Source organism: Bradyrhizobium jicamae (assembly GCF_001440395.1).
Lineage (GTDB): Bacteria > Pseudomonadota > Alphaproteobacteria > Rhizobiales > Xanthobacteraceae > Bradyrhizobium > Bradyrhizobium jicamae.
In genome coordinates this window covers 79360-95118 of the sequence record NZ_LLXZ01000160.1, presented here as the reverse complement: position 1 = coordinate 95118, position 15759 = coordinate 79360, and the positions used below count along the sequence as shown (strand labels likewise).

Annotated in this window: 12 protein-coding genes and 1 tRNA gene; 10 read left to right on the top strand and 3 right to left on the bottom strand. The window is 64.7% G+C overall.

Annotated features, from left to right (window positions below):
- Nucleotides 1-350 precede the first annotated feature (350 nt).
- The 4 genes from CQ12_RS44265 (at nucleotide 351) to CQ12_RS26735 (ending at nucleotide 3258) form a co-directional block, all read left to right on the top strand.
- On the top strand, nucleotides 351-503 hold the full coding sequence (locus CQ12_RS44265) for a hypothetical protein (protein WP_157088525.1): 153 nt from the start codon (nucleotides 351-353) through the stop codon (nucleotides 501-503).
- Nucleotides 504-1529: 1026 nt separating this feature from the next.
- Nucleotides 1530-1826 (top strand): H-NS histone family protein, encoded by a 297-nt coding sequence (locus CQ12_RS26750; RefSeq protein ID WP_057838273.1) that lies wholly within the window; start codon nucleotides 1530-1532, stop codon nucleotides 1824-1826.
- Between the two features lie 558 nt (nucleotides 1827-2384).
- A complete protein-coding gene (locus CQ12_RS44260; protein WP_157088524.1) occupies nucleotides 2385-2822 on the top strand; it encodes a hypothetical protein in 438 nt (145 codons plus the stop codon).
- Nucleotides 2823-2982: 160 nt separating this feature from the next.
- A complete protein-coding gene (locus tag CQ12_RS26735) occupies nucleotides 2983-3258 on the top strand; it encodes a hypothetical protein (RefSeq protein ID WP_057838270.1) in 276 nt (91 codons plus the stop codon).
- Nucleotides 3259-3304: 46 nt separating this feature from the next.
- On the opposite strand, the gene CQ12_RS26730 is transcribed toward CQ12_RS26735, so the two are convergent.
- The 3 genes from CQ12_RS26730 to CQ12_RS26720 all read right to left on the bottom strand — a co-directional run bounded on the left by CQ12_RS26730 (nucleotide 3305) and on the right by CQ12_RS26720 (nucleotide 4139).
- The gene (locus tag CQ12_RS26730) at nucleotides 3305-3586 is read right to left on the bottom strand and encodes a DUF3551 domain-containing protein (protein WP_057838301.1); all 282 of its coding nucleotides are present in this window, start codon (nucleotides 3584-3586) and stop codon (nucleotides 3305-3307) included.
- Between the two features lie 105 nt (nucleotides 3587-3691).
- Entirely contained in the window at nucleotides 3692-3949 is a 258-nt protein-coding gene (locus CQ12_RS26725) for a hypothetical protein (RefSeq protein ID WP_057838269.1), read from the bottom strand.
- A gap of 113 nt (nucleotides 3950-4062) precedes the next feature.
- A tRNA-Arg gene (locus tag CQ12_RS26720) sits at nucleotides 4063-4139 on the bottom strand.
- A gap of 325 nt (nucleotides 4140-4464) precedes the next feature.
- On the opposite strand from CQ12_RS26720, the gene CQ12_RS26715 reads away from it, so the two are divergent.
- From CQ12_RS26715 to CQ12_RS26690, 6 genes are all read left to right on the top strand, one after another.
- Nucleotides 4465-9678, top strand: coding sequence for an alpha-2-macroglobulin family protein (locus tag CQ12_RS26715; protein WP_057838268.1), 5214 nt, complete (start codon nucleotides 4465-4467; stop codon nucleotides 9676-9678).
- A 161-nt stretch (nucleotides 9679-9839) separates the two neighbouring features.
- Nucleotides 9840-11939, top strand: a complete 2100-nt coding sequence (gene pbpC / locus CQ12_RS26710; protein ID WP_057838300.1) for a penicillin-binding protein 1C — start codon at nucleotides 9840-9842, stop codon at nucleotides 11937-11939.
- 77 nt (nucleotides 11940-12016) lie between these two features.
- Nucleotides 12017-13759: an ArnT family glycosyltransferase gene (locus CQ12_RS26705; protein ID WP_057838267.1), complete on the top strand. Its 1743-nt coding sequence runs from the start codon at nucleotides 12017-12019 to the stop codon at nucleotides 13757-13759.
- Nucleotide 13760: 1 nt separating this feature from the next.
- The gene (locus CQ12_RS26700) at nucleotides 13761-14606 is read left to right on the top strand and encodes a phosphatase PAP2 family protein (protein WP_057838266.1); all 846 of its coding nucleotides are present in this window, start codon (nucleotides 13761-13763) and stop codon (nucleotides 14604-14606) included.
- A 71-nt stretch (nucleotides 14607-14677) separates the two neighbouring features.
- Entirely contained in the window at nucleotides 14678-15421 is a 744-nt protein-coding gene (locus CQ12_RS26695) for a glycosyltransferase family 2 protein (RefSeq protein WP_057838265.1), read from the top strand.
- Nucleotides 15421-15759 (top strand): lipid-A-disaccharide synthase N-terminal domain-containing protein, encoded by a 339-nt coding sequence (locus CQ12_RS26690; protein ID WP_057838264.1) that lies wholly within the window; start codon nucleotides 15421-15423, stop codon nucleotides 15757-15759. The genes CQ12_RS26695 and CQ12_RS26690 overlap by 1 nt, the downstream gene beginning before the upstream one ends.

Below are 15759 nucleotides of genomic sequence, written 5' to 3'. Positions count from 1 at the left end.
GCCGTTTCCCTCGTTCGGCCGCTTCATCGGCACTCCATCGCATCGCAAAGAAGAAGAACGCCGCATGGCTCGCTGAGCATGCGCGGAACGATCACAGCGATCCGAGAAACTGATGATCTCAGCAGCACCACGATCACCAGCACGACGTAGACGAACTTGCGGCCGATCCTTTCCTCGCGCCTTCCTTTCGACGTCCCGCCGGGGGCAACGCGGGCAGTTGGCTTGTATGGACCTCAATGTCGGTGACCGGGCGCCGATTGTGGCGAAGACACCGCCGATGGCGGGTTCCACATTAGCCATAAGTTCGCGTTTTGCTCCGCCGGGGGATTTTCGGTGTTAAGGGAATTTCCATGTGGAACGGCTGGAGAAAAGCGGCAATCGGAATAAGTGCGCTGGGCGCCTTCATCCTTCTGGAGTTGATGGCGATCATCGGCGGCGTTGCCGTGTTCCTGGGCCTGGTTCTTGACGTGGATTTGCCGTTCATGGCGGTCTCCGAGGAATAGCCGGGATCGGCGGCCCACGCCCTTGGCCCGGACCTTGCCCAGCACCCGATAGACTCTGTTCCTCGCGCCGAAGGCATTCAGGCCCGATTTGCGCCGTCTGGGTTCCCTTAAGCCTGACCTCCCTCCTGGCGTCCATGCAGGAAACTGAGTCGGTAAATAAAATCGTTACGATTCAAAAGCTTTTTAAAGTTCCCTTAAGCTAGAAATGAGTTCCTGTTAGAGCCGCACCGCCGCGCGGCCCGAATAGCCGGGCGCCGCTCCTGTCACCTACCCCAGGGAGACGTGCGCTCGGCTATTATGGGCAACCCATCGCACGGGGGACCAACGGCCCGCCCTGCGGTAGTTACGGCCGCTCAGCCCATGAGACATGGGCCAAAGTGCCAGTTGCGCTCCCGATAAGAATGGCTGCGCGAAACAGAACCAGCCTATCGGATTCAAGCGCGAGCGATGTTACCTGCCGGCAACAGCAGGTCGGTTTCGGCCGCACCTGGAAGCTGTCAAGAGGCCCGCTTGCTACTCGTGGCCAGCGCGGGGGTGCACGGTGGTCGTGCTGAACATCTCGGTGCGATGCGTGCAGGAGATCTCGTTCGACTTTGGCGCCGGCGTGGCGGGGGTGGGGCGGCATTGCGCCGAGTTGGGTAATCCGGATGATATCGCACGGCGAGAAGGGCGCGTGCTAACCTGATGCCGCGTTTGCACCTGCACACGCAGGAGCAAACCTTTCGCAGCGATGATCGAACGCGGTTGCGATTAGGAAACCGTCAACGAGAGGCCATTAGATTCCTCTCGTCGCGAGTACTGTGCGCGATCAGTTCGATCAATCAAAAGTTGCGAAAAGGAAAATTGGTGCGTCCACAAACAGACTCCGTTACGGTTGCGTTCTGTGCTGATGCCAACCGGCTGGAACTTTTCGGCCTGAAAGAGGTTCAGAATCGGCCTTATTCTGCTCATGTTTTCTGCAAACGATGAGAACCGAAAATCGAATCATGATTGGGGACGGTCGTGAACCGAACTAACTTCAAATCGATGTCCACCGATGAATTGTGGGCGCTACACGAGGAAGTCGCTTCCAGGCTTGCAGCGACGCTGCTTGCTGAGAAGCGCGTGCTTGAAGATCGCTTGAAGCAGCTCAAGGGCAGCGAAGGCGAGCGGGCAAGCTCATCGACAGGAAAGCGGCCATATCCGACAGTCGTTCCGAAGTTTCGGAATCCGGATCGGCCGTCCGAGACTTGGGCGGGGCGAGGAAAGACGCCTCGTTGGCTCGCTGCAAAGTTGAAGTCCGGCAAGCGGATCGATGACTTCCGCATCAGGCACGTAGCCTAGGAAGATCTAGCCTTGGGTGAATTGCAGCCGTAGGTTGCGATGCGCTTGCAGTTGGGTATCCGCAGTTTGGCTCTCCGGCGCCTGCGGATACCGCTCGGTGTCCTGCACCGCTTACGCACGCGAACGAGTGTTCGATAGGTCGGCGTCGCGGTCTCCGTTCAACTTGGCCAGGGGGTGATCCCGATTTTCGGGACTGGGCGGGCTTTCGACGCTCGCTTCCAAGGCTCTGACAATTCCCATGCGCGCGAACAGCATGGGGCCGCGATCCTCGGCGGCATCGATCAGCATCTGGACGGCAAGCCGCCATTCCTGACGATCGCGTTCCGACTGCGGCAGGTTCCTGACGTAGTCGGCTGCGTCTCGCAGCGTCCGCGCAGGCGCTCCAGCCGGGAGCGGTACGGGCTGAGCGAACGGTCGATCCCAGGACATGCTGAACTCCGATCAAAGATTGCGAATGATGCTGGCGCAGGTGGATGCGCCAGGCCGGTAACCCGGCAGGGGTTGCCGGCCGGTGGAGCCCGAGCGGCATTGAAAGCAGGGAGTCGACGCGGAACTGTGATGTTGGTTCCAATTCAGGGGCAGCTCGTCCCGTCGGCCGGCTTTGTCCCGGCCGAGCGGGCCGCGCCTGCGTCTCAGGACAGCGATGGACGGACAGGCGGATCAGTTCTGAAAAGCAACGCCGACGAAATCGCCTTGCCGCCAGATCACGCGGCATTCGCGAATGGTGTGAAAATTGTCGAAGGTCAGTTCGAAATTCAGCGGCAGCAAATTGAGGTCGTGGAGTTCAATGCCGGCCCCGGAATTCGTTACGTCCTGAACGCGGCAGGTGAGAACGCCGCGCTGCGCATCGAAGAACAGCAGCGCGTTTTTCGAAATCATCGTCCGTGCGACGGCTCGGCGTTCGACGTCCATGCTCGGCTACCACCGGTTCACGCCTGGGCTGGGCAAGCAGCGGCTTGGCGGATTGCCTACCGGCGGCAATCAGGTTCGGTCTAATTCGTAAACAATCAATTTTAATGATCGCAGAAAGTATGCCCGTCCGGAGACGTATCAGTTGCGGGTTCAACACAGCCGCGGCCGTTCCATGTGCGGAACCCACAAACAGGCTTGATGCATCAGTGAAAGCCAGCCTCTCTAACACAGAGAGGGGAATCGCATGGCTTTACGTTGGATATGCGTGCTGGCGCTGTGTCTGGGGACTTCAAGCGCCGGAGTTGCGGGTGAACAGTCCGGTGTTCTACGTCGAATTTCATGTCCGGTCGTGCGCTACTACGTGGCGAAATACAGTGCGCCGGCCGCGGAGCAGTGGGCGCGCAACAAGGGCGCGAGCGATGCCGAGATCGAAGCCGCCCGGCGCTGCCTGAGGCAGGACGATATGCGCACGGCCAAGACTCAGCGGCCGCCGCTCGCGCTCGGCACGTACGGCTGGTGAACCTTCGTGCAGCGGCGCCGGTGGGCGCCGCGAACTGCACTGGCCATCAATATTGCTGATACCGCTTCTGGCGCTTGCTGCGCCCGGCATTCGGCCCGCCGTAATAGGGATTGACCACGCATTGCGCGGAGCGGCCCGAGGCTGACGCCTGACACTGCCCCATCGTTCGATAGGCGCACTCGAAATAGTAGTCCACGAAGCCCTGGTAGACCTGCAGGCAAACCGGGTAGGCCGGATCGTAGGTCTGCGCAGACGCCGGTGCGGGCAGGGCGGTCGTCGCGGCCAAAATCGTCAGCGCCGTTGCGGCAAACGCTTGCGGCAGCTTCATCCTGATATCCTCCAGAACTTCCTCGCGGAATTTGTCGCGGTCCTCTCCCAACGACAAAAACACCAGCGCCGGGCGCTTGTTCCCGCAGGTGCCGGTAGCCGCGTTTCAGACTTCCCAGTCCTCAAACCCGTACTCGCGATAGATGGCGGCCCGATCACCGTGAGGGTTCAGCCGGCACTTGGCCTGGGCGAGATGCAGGTTCAGAGTCCCCGGCTGGCAGTTCGCCGCCAGGAGCTTGCGGATATCGTCCATCTGCTGGCGCGACTGCTGGGTCGGTTCGAGCTGCTCAAGCGCGACCAGCGCCGTCGCCAGCGCTTCCGTGACGACCCATTCGTCGTGGCCCGTGATTCCCTTCTTTGGCATGACGAGCGCATCCTTTGTCAGGGCAAGGGAAGCAGTTGCCGGTCGGCATCTTAGACCGAATCCAAACCGAGACGAGAATGAAGTCGAAATTGCGGAGAAGCACAGAGCGGAAGTGGCGATCCCGGCAGGATTCGAACCTGCAACCCGCGGAGTAGAAATCCGCTACTCTATCCAGTTGAGCTACGGGACCGTCCGGGCGATGACCGGCCGGCCATCGCCATGGCCTCTCCAGGCCTCTCTAGCACTGCCAATATGAAAAATCCGCTTTCCCGCCAAGCCAGTCGAACCGATTTCCTCAACTTGGCGACTAAGGCAGACGGCGGGCTGTCTCCCATGGCCCGCCCTGACACAGGCCTGCCCGCCGGCTATCCTCGGCCGGGGCGGCCGGGACCGTTTGGACTGACTTGCGCCATGCATGCGACCCTTTCGCAGCCGACATTACCGTCATCAGTCCGTCACCTTTTCGCGCCTTTTTTGTTCGTTACGCGGCATCTGCCCGCGGCAAGGAGCCCATCATGATCGGTTTGGTTCGCGCCACAGTGATTTGCGCAACGCTGGCGCTTGGCCTGACGGCGGCAGGGGCCGCGGACAAGGCGTTCAAGCGCGACGAACTCGCCGATTCGGCCATCAAGCTGGAGGCCCAGATCAAGAGCGAGGCGGGGCCGGTTGCCAAATCCTCCGCCACGCTGCGCAACGATGCCGACGCCGCCTTCAGGCGCTCCGACTTCCGGGTTGGCTTGCAGATCCTCGGCCAGATCGCCGCCACCACGCCGGAAGACAGTGCAAACTGGCTAAAACTCGCCAAGACCATCTTCCAGATCCGCGCCGCCAGTTCCAGCGAACAGACCTTCCTGTATGAGCGCGCGTCGACCGCGGCCTACCTCGCCTATCAGCGCGCCGGCAACCAGGCCGAGGAGGCCGATGCTCTGGCGGTGCTCGGACGGGCGATGTCCGAGCGCAAGCTGTGGCGCCCGGCGCTGGATGCTCTGCGGCTGTCGCTCGACATGCGCGAGGTCGCCGAGGTCCGTGGCCAGTATGAGAAGATGCGCGACCAGCACGGCTTCCGGCTGCTGGATTACACCGTCGATTCCGACGGAGCCTCGCCGCGGGCCTGCTTCCAGTTCTCCGAAGACCTCGCCAAGCGGGTCGATTTCGCGCCGTTCGTGGCGCTGGCGGGCACCGACAAGCCGGCGCTGACCAGCGAGGGCAAGCAGCTCTGCGTCGGCGGGCTGAAGCATGGCGAGCGCTACAACATCAATCTGCGCGCCGGCCTGCCGTCCACGGTCAAGGAGAGCCTGCCGAAATCCGCCGAGTTCAACATCTATGTCCGCGACCGCAAGCCGTTCGTGCGTTTCACCGGCCGCGCCTATGTGCTGCCGCGCACCGGCCAGCGTGGCATTCCGCTGGTCAGCGTCAATACGCCCGCCGTAAACGTCAATGTGTTCCGGATCGGCGACCGCAATTTGATCAACACGGTGGTCGACAGCGATTTCCAGAAGACGCTTTCCAGCTACCAGCTCTCCGCTCTCGGCGATGAGCGCGGTGTAAAAGTCTGGTCCGGCGAACTCGCGACCGCGACCACGCTGAACCAGGACGTGGTGACGGCATTCCCGGTCGATCAGGCGCTCCGCGACCTGCAGCCCGGCGTCTATGTGATGACGGCGGCCGCCAAGGGCCCCGGCAGCAGCAGCGACGATGACGGCTCGCTGGCAACGCAGTGGTTCATCGTCTCCGACATGGGACTGACGGCGTTTTCCGGTAATGACGGCATTCATGTCTTCGTCAACTCGCTGGCGTCGACCGAGGTGGTCGCGAAGGCCGAGGTGCGGCTGGTCGCGCGCAACAACGAGATCCTGGCGACGCGCAAGACCGACGATGCCGGCCACGTCCTGTTCGAGGCTGGCCTGGCGCGCGGCGAGGGCGGCCTGTCGCCGGCCTTGCTCACGGTTATGAGCGACAAGGCCGACTACGCCTTCCTCAGCTTGAAGACCAACGCCTTCGACCTCACCGACCGTGGCGTCTCGGGCCGCGTCGTGCCTCCCGGCGCCGACGCTTTCGTCTATGCCGAGCGTGGCGTCTTTCGCTCGAACGAGACGGTCTATCTGACCGCGCTGCTCCGCGACGGGCAGGGCAACGCCATGGCCGGCGGGCCGCTGACGCTGGTGATCGAGCGGCCGGATGGCGTCGAATTCCGCCGCGCCCAGCTCCCCGATCAGGGCGCGGGCGGCCGCTCGATGGCCGTAGCACTCAATTCCGCGGTTCCGACCGGGACCTGGCGGGTGCGGGCCTTTACCGACCCCAAGGGCTCGTCGGTCGGCGAAACCACCTTCATGGTCGAGGACTACATCCCGGAGCGGATCGAGTTCGATATTTCGGCCAAGGAGAAGATGATCAAGGCTGAAGGTCCGGTTGAACTGAAGGTCGCCGGCAAGTTCCTCTACGGCGCGCCGGCGTCGGGTTTGCAGCTTGAAGGCGACATGCTGGTCGCCCCCGCTGCTTCCGGGCGGCCGGGCTATCCCGGTTATCAGTTCGGCGTGGCCGATGAGGAGACCGCGAGCAACGAGCGGACCCCGATCGAGAACCTGCCCGAAGCCGACGCCAATGGCATCGCAACCTTCCCGGTCTCGCTGGCCAAGGCGCCGACCTCGACCCGCCCGCAGGAGGCGCAGATCTTCATCCGCATGGTGGAGACCGGCGGTCGCGCCGTTGAGCGCAAGCTGGTGCTCCCCGTGGCGCCGCAGGCGGCGCTGATCGGTATCAAGCCGCTGTTCGGCGACAAGAGCGTCGCTGAGGGCGACAAGGCCGAGTTCGACGTCGTCTTTGTCGGCGCCGACGGCAAGCAACTTTCGCGAGACGGGCTGCGCTACGAACTCCTGAAAATGGAATCCCGGTATCAGTGGTATCGCCAGAACTCGTCCTGGGAATATGAGCCGGTCAAGTCGACCAAGCGCGTCGCAGATGGTGACCTGACGCTCACCGCCGACAAGGCGGCGCGGGTGACGGTCTCGCCGGAGCCCGGCCGCTATCGTCTCGACGTCAAGTCGACGGAAGCGGACGGTCCGGTCACCTCAGTGCAGTTCGATGTCGGCTGGTACTCCGACGGCAGCGCCGATACGCCCGATCTGTTGGAGACTTCCATCGACAAGCCGGAATACGCCTCCGGCGACACGATGGTGGTTTCCGTCAATGCGCGCACGGCGGGCAAGCTGACGGTCAACGTGCTCGGCGATCGCCTGCTGACGACGCAGACCGTTGACGTGAAGGAAGGCACCCAGCAGGTCAGGCTTACCGTCGGCAAGGATTGGGGCACCGGCGCCTATGTGCTGGCGACGCTGCGCCGTCCGCTCGATGCCGCAGCGTTGCGGATGCCTGGGCGTGCGATCGGCCTGAAGTGGTTCGGCATCGACAAGAAGACGCGTACGCTTGCCGTTGCGCTGTCGCCACCGCCGCTGGTACGGCCCGGCACAAGCCTGAAGATCCCCGTCAAGCTCGGCGGGCTCAATCCCGGCGAGGACGCCAAGATCGTGGTCGCCGCCGTCGACGTCGGCATTCTCAATTTGACTAATTACAAGCCGCCGGCACCGGACGATTACTATCTTGGCCAGCGCCGTCTCACGGCCGAAATTCGCGACCTCTATGGCCAGTTGATCGACGGCATGCAGGGCACGCGCGGTCAGATCAGGACCGGCGGCGACGGCGCTGGTGCCGAGCTGCAGGGCTCACCGCCCACGCAGAAGCCGCTGGCGCTTTATTCCGGCATCATCACGGTCGGCGCCGACGGCACCGCCGAGATCAGCTTCGACATTCCGGAGTTTGCCGGCACCGCGCGGGTGATGGCGGTGGCGTGGAATGCGACGAAGCTCGGCCGCGCCACCATCGATGTCACCGTGCGCGATCCCGTGGTGCTGACGGCGACGCTGCCGCGCTTCCTGCTCAACGGCGACAAGGGCACCATGAGTTTCGACCTCGACAATGTCGAGGGCGCGCCCGGCGACTACAGCATCAGCGTGAAGACGTCCGGTCCGGTGAAGGTGACGGGCAATCCGGCCACCACCGTCAAGCTGGCGGCGAAGCAGCGGACCTCGATGTCGCTGGCGCTCGACGCCGGCGGTGCCGGCACCGCCAATCTCGACGTCGACATCAAGGGCCCGAACGGGCTGACGCTCGCGCGGCACTATGCGCTCGACGTCAAGGCGGCGACGCAGGTGCTGGCGCGCCGCTCGATCCGGACATTGGCCAAGGGCGAGAGTCTGACGCTGACCTCGGACATGTTCTCCGACCTCGTCTCGGGCACGGGCGGCGTGTCGTTGTCGGTTGGCCTATCCACCGCGCTCGATGCGGCGACGATCTTGAAGGCGCTGGATCGCTATCCGCATGGCTGCTCCGAGCAGATCACCAGCCGCGCGATGCCGCTGCTCTATGTCAACGACCTCGCGGCCGGCGCGCATCTGGCGATGGATACCGCCGTCGACCAGCGCATCAAGGACGCCATCGAGCGGCTGCTGGCGCGACAGGGCTCGAACGGTTCGTTCGGCCTGTGGTCGGCCGGCGGCGACGATGCCTGGCTGGATGCCTATGTGACCGACTTCCTGACCCGCGCCCGTGAAAAGGGCTTTGCGGTGCCGGACGTGCTGTTCAAGAACGCGCTCGACCGCATCAGGAACTCAGTGGTCAACGCCAACGAGCCGGAAAAGGACGGCGGCCGCGATCTGGCCTACGGCCTCTACGTGCTCGCCCGCAATGGCGCAGCGCCGATCGGTGACCTTCGCTATCTCGCCGACACCAAGCTATCGAACCTCGCGACTCCAATCGCGAAATCGCAGCTGGCAGCGGCGCTGGCCCTCGTCGGCGACAAGACGCGGGCGGAGCGGGTCTATGGCGCGGCGCTCGATGCGCTGGCGCCGAAACCCGTGATCGAGTTCGGCCGCGTCGATTACGGTTCGGCGCTGCGCGATGCCGCAGCACTGGTCTCGCTCGCCAGCGAAGGCAATGCGCCGCGGGCGACGCTGACGCAGGCCGTGCAGCGGGTCGAAGCGGCGCGGGGACTTACGCCCTACACCTCGACGCAGGAGAATGCGTGGATGGTGCTGGCCGCGCGCGCGCTGTCGAAGGAAACGCTGACGCTCGATATCGATGGGGCGCCGGCCAAGGCCGCGGTCTATCGCAGCTACAAGGCCGAGGCGCTGGCCGGCAAGCCGGTGAAGATCACCAATACCGGCGACGCGCCAGTGCAGGCGGTGGTCTCGGTCTCGGGCTCGCCGGTCACTCCCGAGCCGGCTGCATCGAACGGCTTCAAGATCGAGCGCAATTATTTCACGCTCGACGGCAAGCCCGCCGACGTCACCAAGGCGAAGCAGAACGATCGGTTCGCCGTGGTGCTGAAGATCACCGAAGCCAAGCCGGAATACGGGCACATCATGGTGGCCGACTATCTGCCGGCCGGCCTCGAGATCGACAACCCGCGGCTGGTGTCGTCGGGTGATAGCGGCACGCTGGACTGGATCGAGGACGGCGAGGAGCCCGAGCATACCGAGTTCCGCGACGACCGCTTCACGGCGGCGATCGACCGCGCCAGCGACGACCAGTCGGTGTTCACGGTGGCCTACATCGTGCGCGCAGTGTCGCCCGGCAAATACGTGCTGCCGCAGGCCTATGTCGAGGACATGTACAACCCCTCGCGCTACGGCCGCACCGGCACCGGTTCAGTCGAGGTGCGTCCGGCGAAATGAGCGAGACGTCGCACCAGCAACAGTCTTCGTCATGCCCGGGCAAAAGCGCGAAGCGCGTCTTCGCGCAGATGGCCCGGGCATCCACGTCTTCTATTGCCAGCGAGAAAGTCGTGGATGGCCGGGCACAGGCGAGCGGAAGCGACGCCGTCCTTCGGACGGCTATGCCCGGCCATGACGCTGGTGTTGGACCTCGCCGCTTTTTCCGGATCGCGGTAGCTCTCGCCTTCGTCCTCATCGTGAGCACCACCGCCTTCACGGCCTGGGTCGTCTCGCTCGGCCCGCTGCCACTGGAGCAATCGCGAAAAGTCTCGACCACGATCGTCGATCGCAACGGAAAACTGCTGCGCGCCTATGCGATGGCCGACGGTCGCTGGCGGCTGCCGGTGGATGCCAGGACCGCGGTCGATCCCGGCTATCTCAAACTGTTGCTGGCCTATGAAGACCGCCGGTTCTGGTCGCATGGCGGCGTCGATCCGCTGGCGTTGGGGCGCGCGGCGCTGCAGTTCGGCACACGCGGTCACATCGTCTCCGGCGGCTCGACGATCACGATGCAACTCGCGCGGCTGATGGAGCCGCGGCGCGAACGCTCGCTCTCAGCCAAGCTGCGCCAGATGGTGCGCGCGGTTCAGCTCGAGCGGCAACTCAGCAAGGACGAAATCCTCGATCTCTATCTGGCGCTGGCGCCGTTCGGGGGCAATCTCGAAGGCATCCGCGCCGCCTCGATTGGCTATTTCGGCAAAGAGCCGAAACGGCTATCGCTTGCGGAGGCAGCACTTCTGGTCGCGCTGCCGCAATCGCCGGAGCGGCGTCGGCTCGATCGTCATCCGGAAGCCGCGCACGCCGCGCGCGATCGCGTGCTGGCGCGCATGGTTGAGGATGGCGTGGTGTCCAAAGAGGACGCGGCACAGGCCAAGGCGGTCGCCGTGCCACGGCTGCGCAAGCCGATGCCAATTCTGGCGCCGCATTCCTCCGATACCGCGAAGGCGACGCTGAAGGATGCGCCGCTGGTGAAGCTCACGCTGGACTCGACGTTGCAGAAAACGCTGGAAGCGCTGGCGCGCGACCGCGCGGTGGCGCAGGGGCCGAATATCTCGGTCGCCATCATCGCGGTCGACAATGAAAGCGGCGATGTGCTGGCGCGCGTCGGTTCGTCGGATTATTTCGACGAGCGCCGTGCCGGGCAGGTCGACATGACGCGTGCCGTGCGCTCGCCGGGATCGACGCTGAAGCCGTTCATCTACGGGCTCGCCTTCGAGGACGGCTTTGTGCATCCCGAGAGCCTGATCGACGACCGTCCGATCCGCTTCGGCTCCTACGCGCCGGAAAATTTCGACATGACGTTCCAGGGTACGGTGCCGGTGCGCAAGGCGCTGCAACTCTCGCTGAACGTGCCGGCGATTGCGCTGCTCGATCGCGTCGGCTCCAGCCGGCTGTCGTCGCGGCTGAAGCAGGCCGGCGGCAACCTCGTGCTGCCGAAGGACGAGGCGCCGGGCCTTGCGATGGGCCTCGGCGGCGTCGGCGTCACCCTGCAGGATCTGGCGCAGCTCTATGCCGGGCTGGCGCGGCTTGGCGCGGGCAAGCCGTTGCGCGAAATTATGCTGGCCAACGACGACCGCGAGCCGCTGCGGCTGATGGACCAGACTGCGGCCTGGCAGGTCGGCAACGTGCTGCTCGGCACGCCGCCGCCGGAAAACGGCGTGCACAACAGGATCGCGTTCAAGACCGGCACCAGCTACGGCTATCGCGACGCGTGGTCGGTTGGCTTCGACGGCCGCATCACCATCGGCGTGTGGGTCGGGCGTCCCGACGGCGCGCCGGTGCCGGGCCTGGTCGGCCGCATCGCCGCAGCGCCGATCCTGTTCGACGCCTTTGCACGCACCGGAAAAATCCCGGCGGCGCTGCCCAAGGCCCCGAAGGGCGCGCTGATCGCCAGCAATGCCAAACTGCCGCTGCCGCTCAAGCGCTTCCGTCCTGTCGGCGAACTGATCCGGACCGGCAACGATGCCACGCCGCGCATCCAGTTCCCCCTGAATGGCTCGCGGATCGATGTCGAGCGTTCAGGCGACGGGCAGGCGGCCCCGATGCCCGTCAAGGTCGCTGGCGGCGTACTGCCGCTGACCGTCATGCTGAACGGCGCCTCGGTCGGCGAGATCGACAGCCGCCGCCAGCGCCTGGTGGACCCGCCCGGACCGGGCTTTGCCCGGCTGACCGTGATCGATGCGACCGGCGCGGCCGATACCGTGGTGATCCGGGTACAGTGAGGAAAAACGCTCTGTTGACCACGACTTAAGGGGTTTGCGGTGTTGTTTGCAGTGCGGTTTCATACTATGCGAACAGCATGGTGGAAACCTTGCACCCCCCACGCTTTGGAGCGGGCCAACAGCCTGTAAAACCTGCGCATTCTGGCCGCAGGGTGGCCCTTGTGTTCGACTTCGCCACGGCCAGCCATTTTCGCGCCATCGTGTTTCTGGTGCTGTGTGGGTTCGTGCTTTTCCTGCCCGGCTTCTTCAACATTCCGGCAATCGACCGTGACGAGGCGAGGTTCGCGCAGGCGACCAAGCAGATGGTCGAGAGTGGGGACATCGTCGATATCCGCTTCCAGGATGACGTCCGCTACAAGAAGCCGATCGGCATCTATTGGCTGCAGGCCGCCGTGGTGGAAACCGCTTCATCCCTCGGGTTGCCGCGGGCGCAGCTCCGCATCTGGCTCTATCGGATTCCCTCGCTGATCGGTGCCATCGGCGCGGTGCTGCTGACCTATTGGACGGCGCTTGCCTTCGTCACGCGGCGCGGGGCGGCGCTGGCGGCCCTGATGATGTGCAGTTCCGTCCTGCTCGGCGCCGAAGCCAGGCTGGCCAAGACTGACGCGATGCTGCTGTTAACGGTTGTTGCCGCGATGGGGGCGATGGCGCGGGTCTATCTGTCCTGGCAGCGCGGTGAGGACCCGGCGCATCCACCGTGGACCGCGCCGGCGGTATTCTGGACCGCGCTGGCCGGCGGCATCCTGATCAAGGGACCGCTGATCCTGATGTTCGTCGGGCTGACCATCGTAGCGCTCGCGATCCTCGACCGCTCCGCGGCATGGCTGTGGCGGCTGCGGCCGGTCTGGGGCCTGATGTGGACACTGGTGCTCGTGCTGCCCTGGTTCGTTGCGATCTTCTGGCGGGCCGGCGAGGCGTTCTTCTCCAATTCGCTCGGCGGCGACATGCTGAGCAAGATCGGCGCGCAGGAATCGCATGGCGCGCCGCCCGGTCTTTATCTCCTGCTGTTCTGGGTCACGTTCTGGCCGGGTGCGGCGCTGGCGGGAATGGCGGCGCCGGCGGTATGGCGCGCGCGGCGCGAACCCGGCGCGCAATATCTGCTGGCATGGCTGGTGCCGTCGTGGATCGTGTTCGAGGCGGTGATGACCAAGCTGCCGCATTATGTGCTGCCGCTCTATCCGGCGATTGCGATCCTCACCGCCGGCGCGCTGGAGCGCCGCGTGCTGTCGCGGTCCTGGCTGAGGCGCGGTGCCGCCTGGTGGTTCGTCGTTCCCGTGGGGGCGGCCGTGATCGCCGTCATCGGCGCGATCAAGCTGACGCATTACCCGGCGTTTCCGGCCTGGCCGTTCCTGGCGGCGGCGATGATCTTCGGGCTGATCGCGTGGTGGATGTTCGAGGACAGCCGGGCCGAGCGCTCGCTGTTGAATGCCGTGGTCGCCGCGATGTTTCTGGCGGTTGCCATCTACGGCATCGTGATGCCGTCGTTGACCGCGATGTTTCCGAGCGCCGAGATTGCGCGCGCGCTTCGCAACGTGGTCTGCGTCGGGCCGAAGTCCGCCGCCGCCGGCTTTCACGAGCCGAGCCTCGTCTTCATGACCGGCACCAGCACGCTGCTTACCGACGGATCCGGCGCGGCCGATTTCCTGGGGCAGGGCAGTTGCCGCTTCGCGCTGGTGGAATCGCGCACCGAGCGCGCCTTCGTCCAGCGCGCGGAAGCGATCGGGCTGCGCTATAATGTGGCGAAGCGGATCGAGGGCTATAATATCTCGCAGGGCAAGGCGATCTCGATCGCTATCTTCCGCTCGGAAGGTACGGAATAAGATGCCCGCGAGCCCTGCTGTCGCCGATTCCAAAAACTATCTTTCGCGCTTCGCCACGCTGGCGTGGCTGTCACTGGCGCAGCTCGTGCGATCTCCGTCGCATTCGCGGCGCGCCGAAGCCGCCCGCCGCGCGGCGCGCCACGTGTTGTGGCTGTCGGCCGGCCTTGGTGCTGCGATCATCGTGCTGATGTATGTGATCGATGCCTGGGAAATCAGCCAGATGCCGAAGCGCGGCACGCCGTCGCTGTGGTGGCTCCGCATTCTCACCGATTTCGGCAAGGACGAATATGTGCTGGCGGTGCTGGCGGTCTTGCTGGTCGCAATCGCGATCGCCGCACCCGCCTTGCATGGTATCCGGCGCTCGCTGCTGCTTGGCCTGGGAACGCGGCTGCAGTTCATATTCTGTGCGGTAGTCGTGTCCAATCTGGTCACCGAAGTGCTGAAATATTGCGTCGGCCGCGGCCGGCCGTTTGTCGGCGGCGAAGCCAACGCGTTCCACTTCTCACACTTCGCAGGCAATCCGGCCTATTACAGCTTTCCGTCCGGCCATGCCACCACCGCCTTTGCGCTCGCTTTCGCCGTGTCGGTGGTCTGGCCACAGGCGCGCCATGCGATGGCCGTCTACGCCCTGATCATTGCGGCGAGCCGTCTGGTGCTGCTGGCCCATCATCCGAGCGACGTCGTGGCCGGCGCTCTGGTCGGCATCATCGGCGCGATGTTCGTGCGATACTGGTTTGCGGCCCGCCGGCTCGGATTTGCGATCCAGCGCGACGGCAGCATCGTGTCCCTTGTCGGGCCCTCGTCGGGGCGTCTCAAAAGGGTTGCCCGGGGCGCTTCGGCCCCATAAAAGCGGACGCCGCCTGACGGCCCGATACGCCCGGTTCCGGGGTCTTCCCAACCAACCAGACGAGTACCGATTTGACACCTGCCGACAGAGATGCGGTCGCCGTTTCAATCGTTGTGCCGGTGCGCAACGAGGCGGATAACGTCGCGCCGCTGATTGCGGAAATCGTCGGCGCGCTCGGCAGCCGCTGGGCCTATGAGATCATTTACGTCAATGACGGTTCGACGGATGCGACCGCCGACCGCCTGGCGGCGCTCATGAAGCAGCATACGCAGCTCCGGCAACTGAAGCACGCCGCCTCGTCAGGGCAATCGGCGGCGGTGCGCAGCGGGGTGCGGGCCGCGCGCGGCGCCCTCGTGGCGACACTGGATGGCGACGGGCAGAACAATCCGGCGTTCCTGCCGGACCTGATTGCGGCGATCGAAAAGGGCGGCGGGCGCATCGGCCTCGCGGCCGGTCAGCGGGTCGGGCGCAAGGACACCGGGTTCAAGAAGCTGCAGTCGCGGATCGCCAATGGCGTGCGCAACTCGATCCTGCGCGACGGCACCCGCGACACCGGCTGCGGACTGAAGGCATTCCCGCGCGAGGTGTTCCTCTCGATGCCCTATTTCGACGGGCTGCACCGGTTCCTGCCGGCGCTGGTGCGCCGCGAAGGCTTCGATATCGCTTACGTGGACGTGATCGACCGCCCGCGCCATTCCGGCGTATCCAACTACGGCTTCTTTGACCGGTTATGGATCGGGATCATGGATCTCGCCGGCGTGTGGTGGTTGATCCGCCGCAAGAAGACGACGCCCGTTGCGACCGAGGTTCTCTGATGCTGATTCAATACGGCGCTGCGCTCGGCGACTATCTCTATGACGTCTTCGTCGCCAAGTTCGATTTCTGGCTGGCCTTCGGGCTGGTCGCGCAATTGCTGTTCACCGCACGCTTCCTGGTGCAGTGGATTTCGAGCGAGCGCGCCGGACGAAGCGTGATACCGATCGCGTTCTGGTTCTTCTCGATGGGCGGTGGGTTGATGACGCTGGTCTACGGCATCGCCAAGCGCGAGCCCGTGATCATTGTCGGCCAGGCGGCCGCCACCATCATCTACATCAGAAACATCATGCTGATCGTCAAGCATCGCGGCAAGGCGTCGAAGACGCTGGACCGCTGA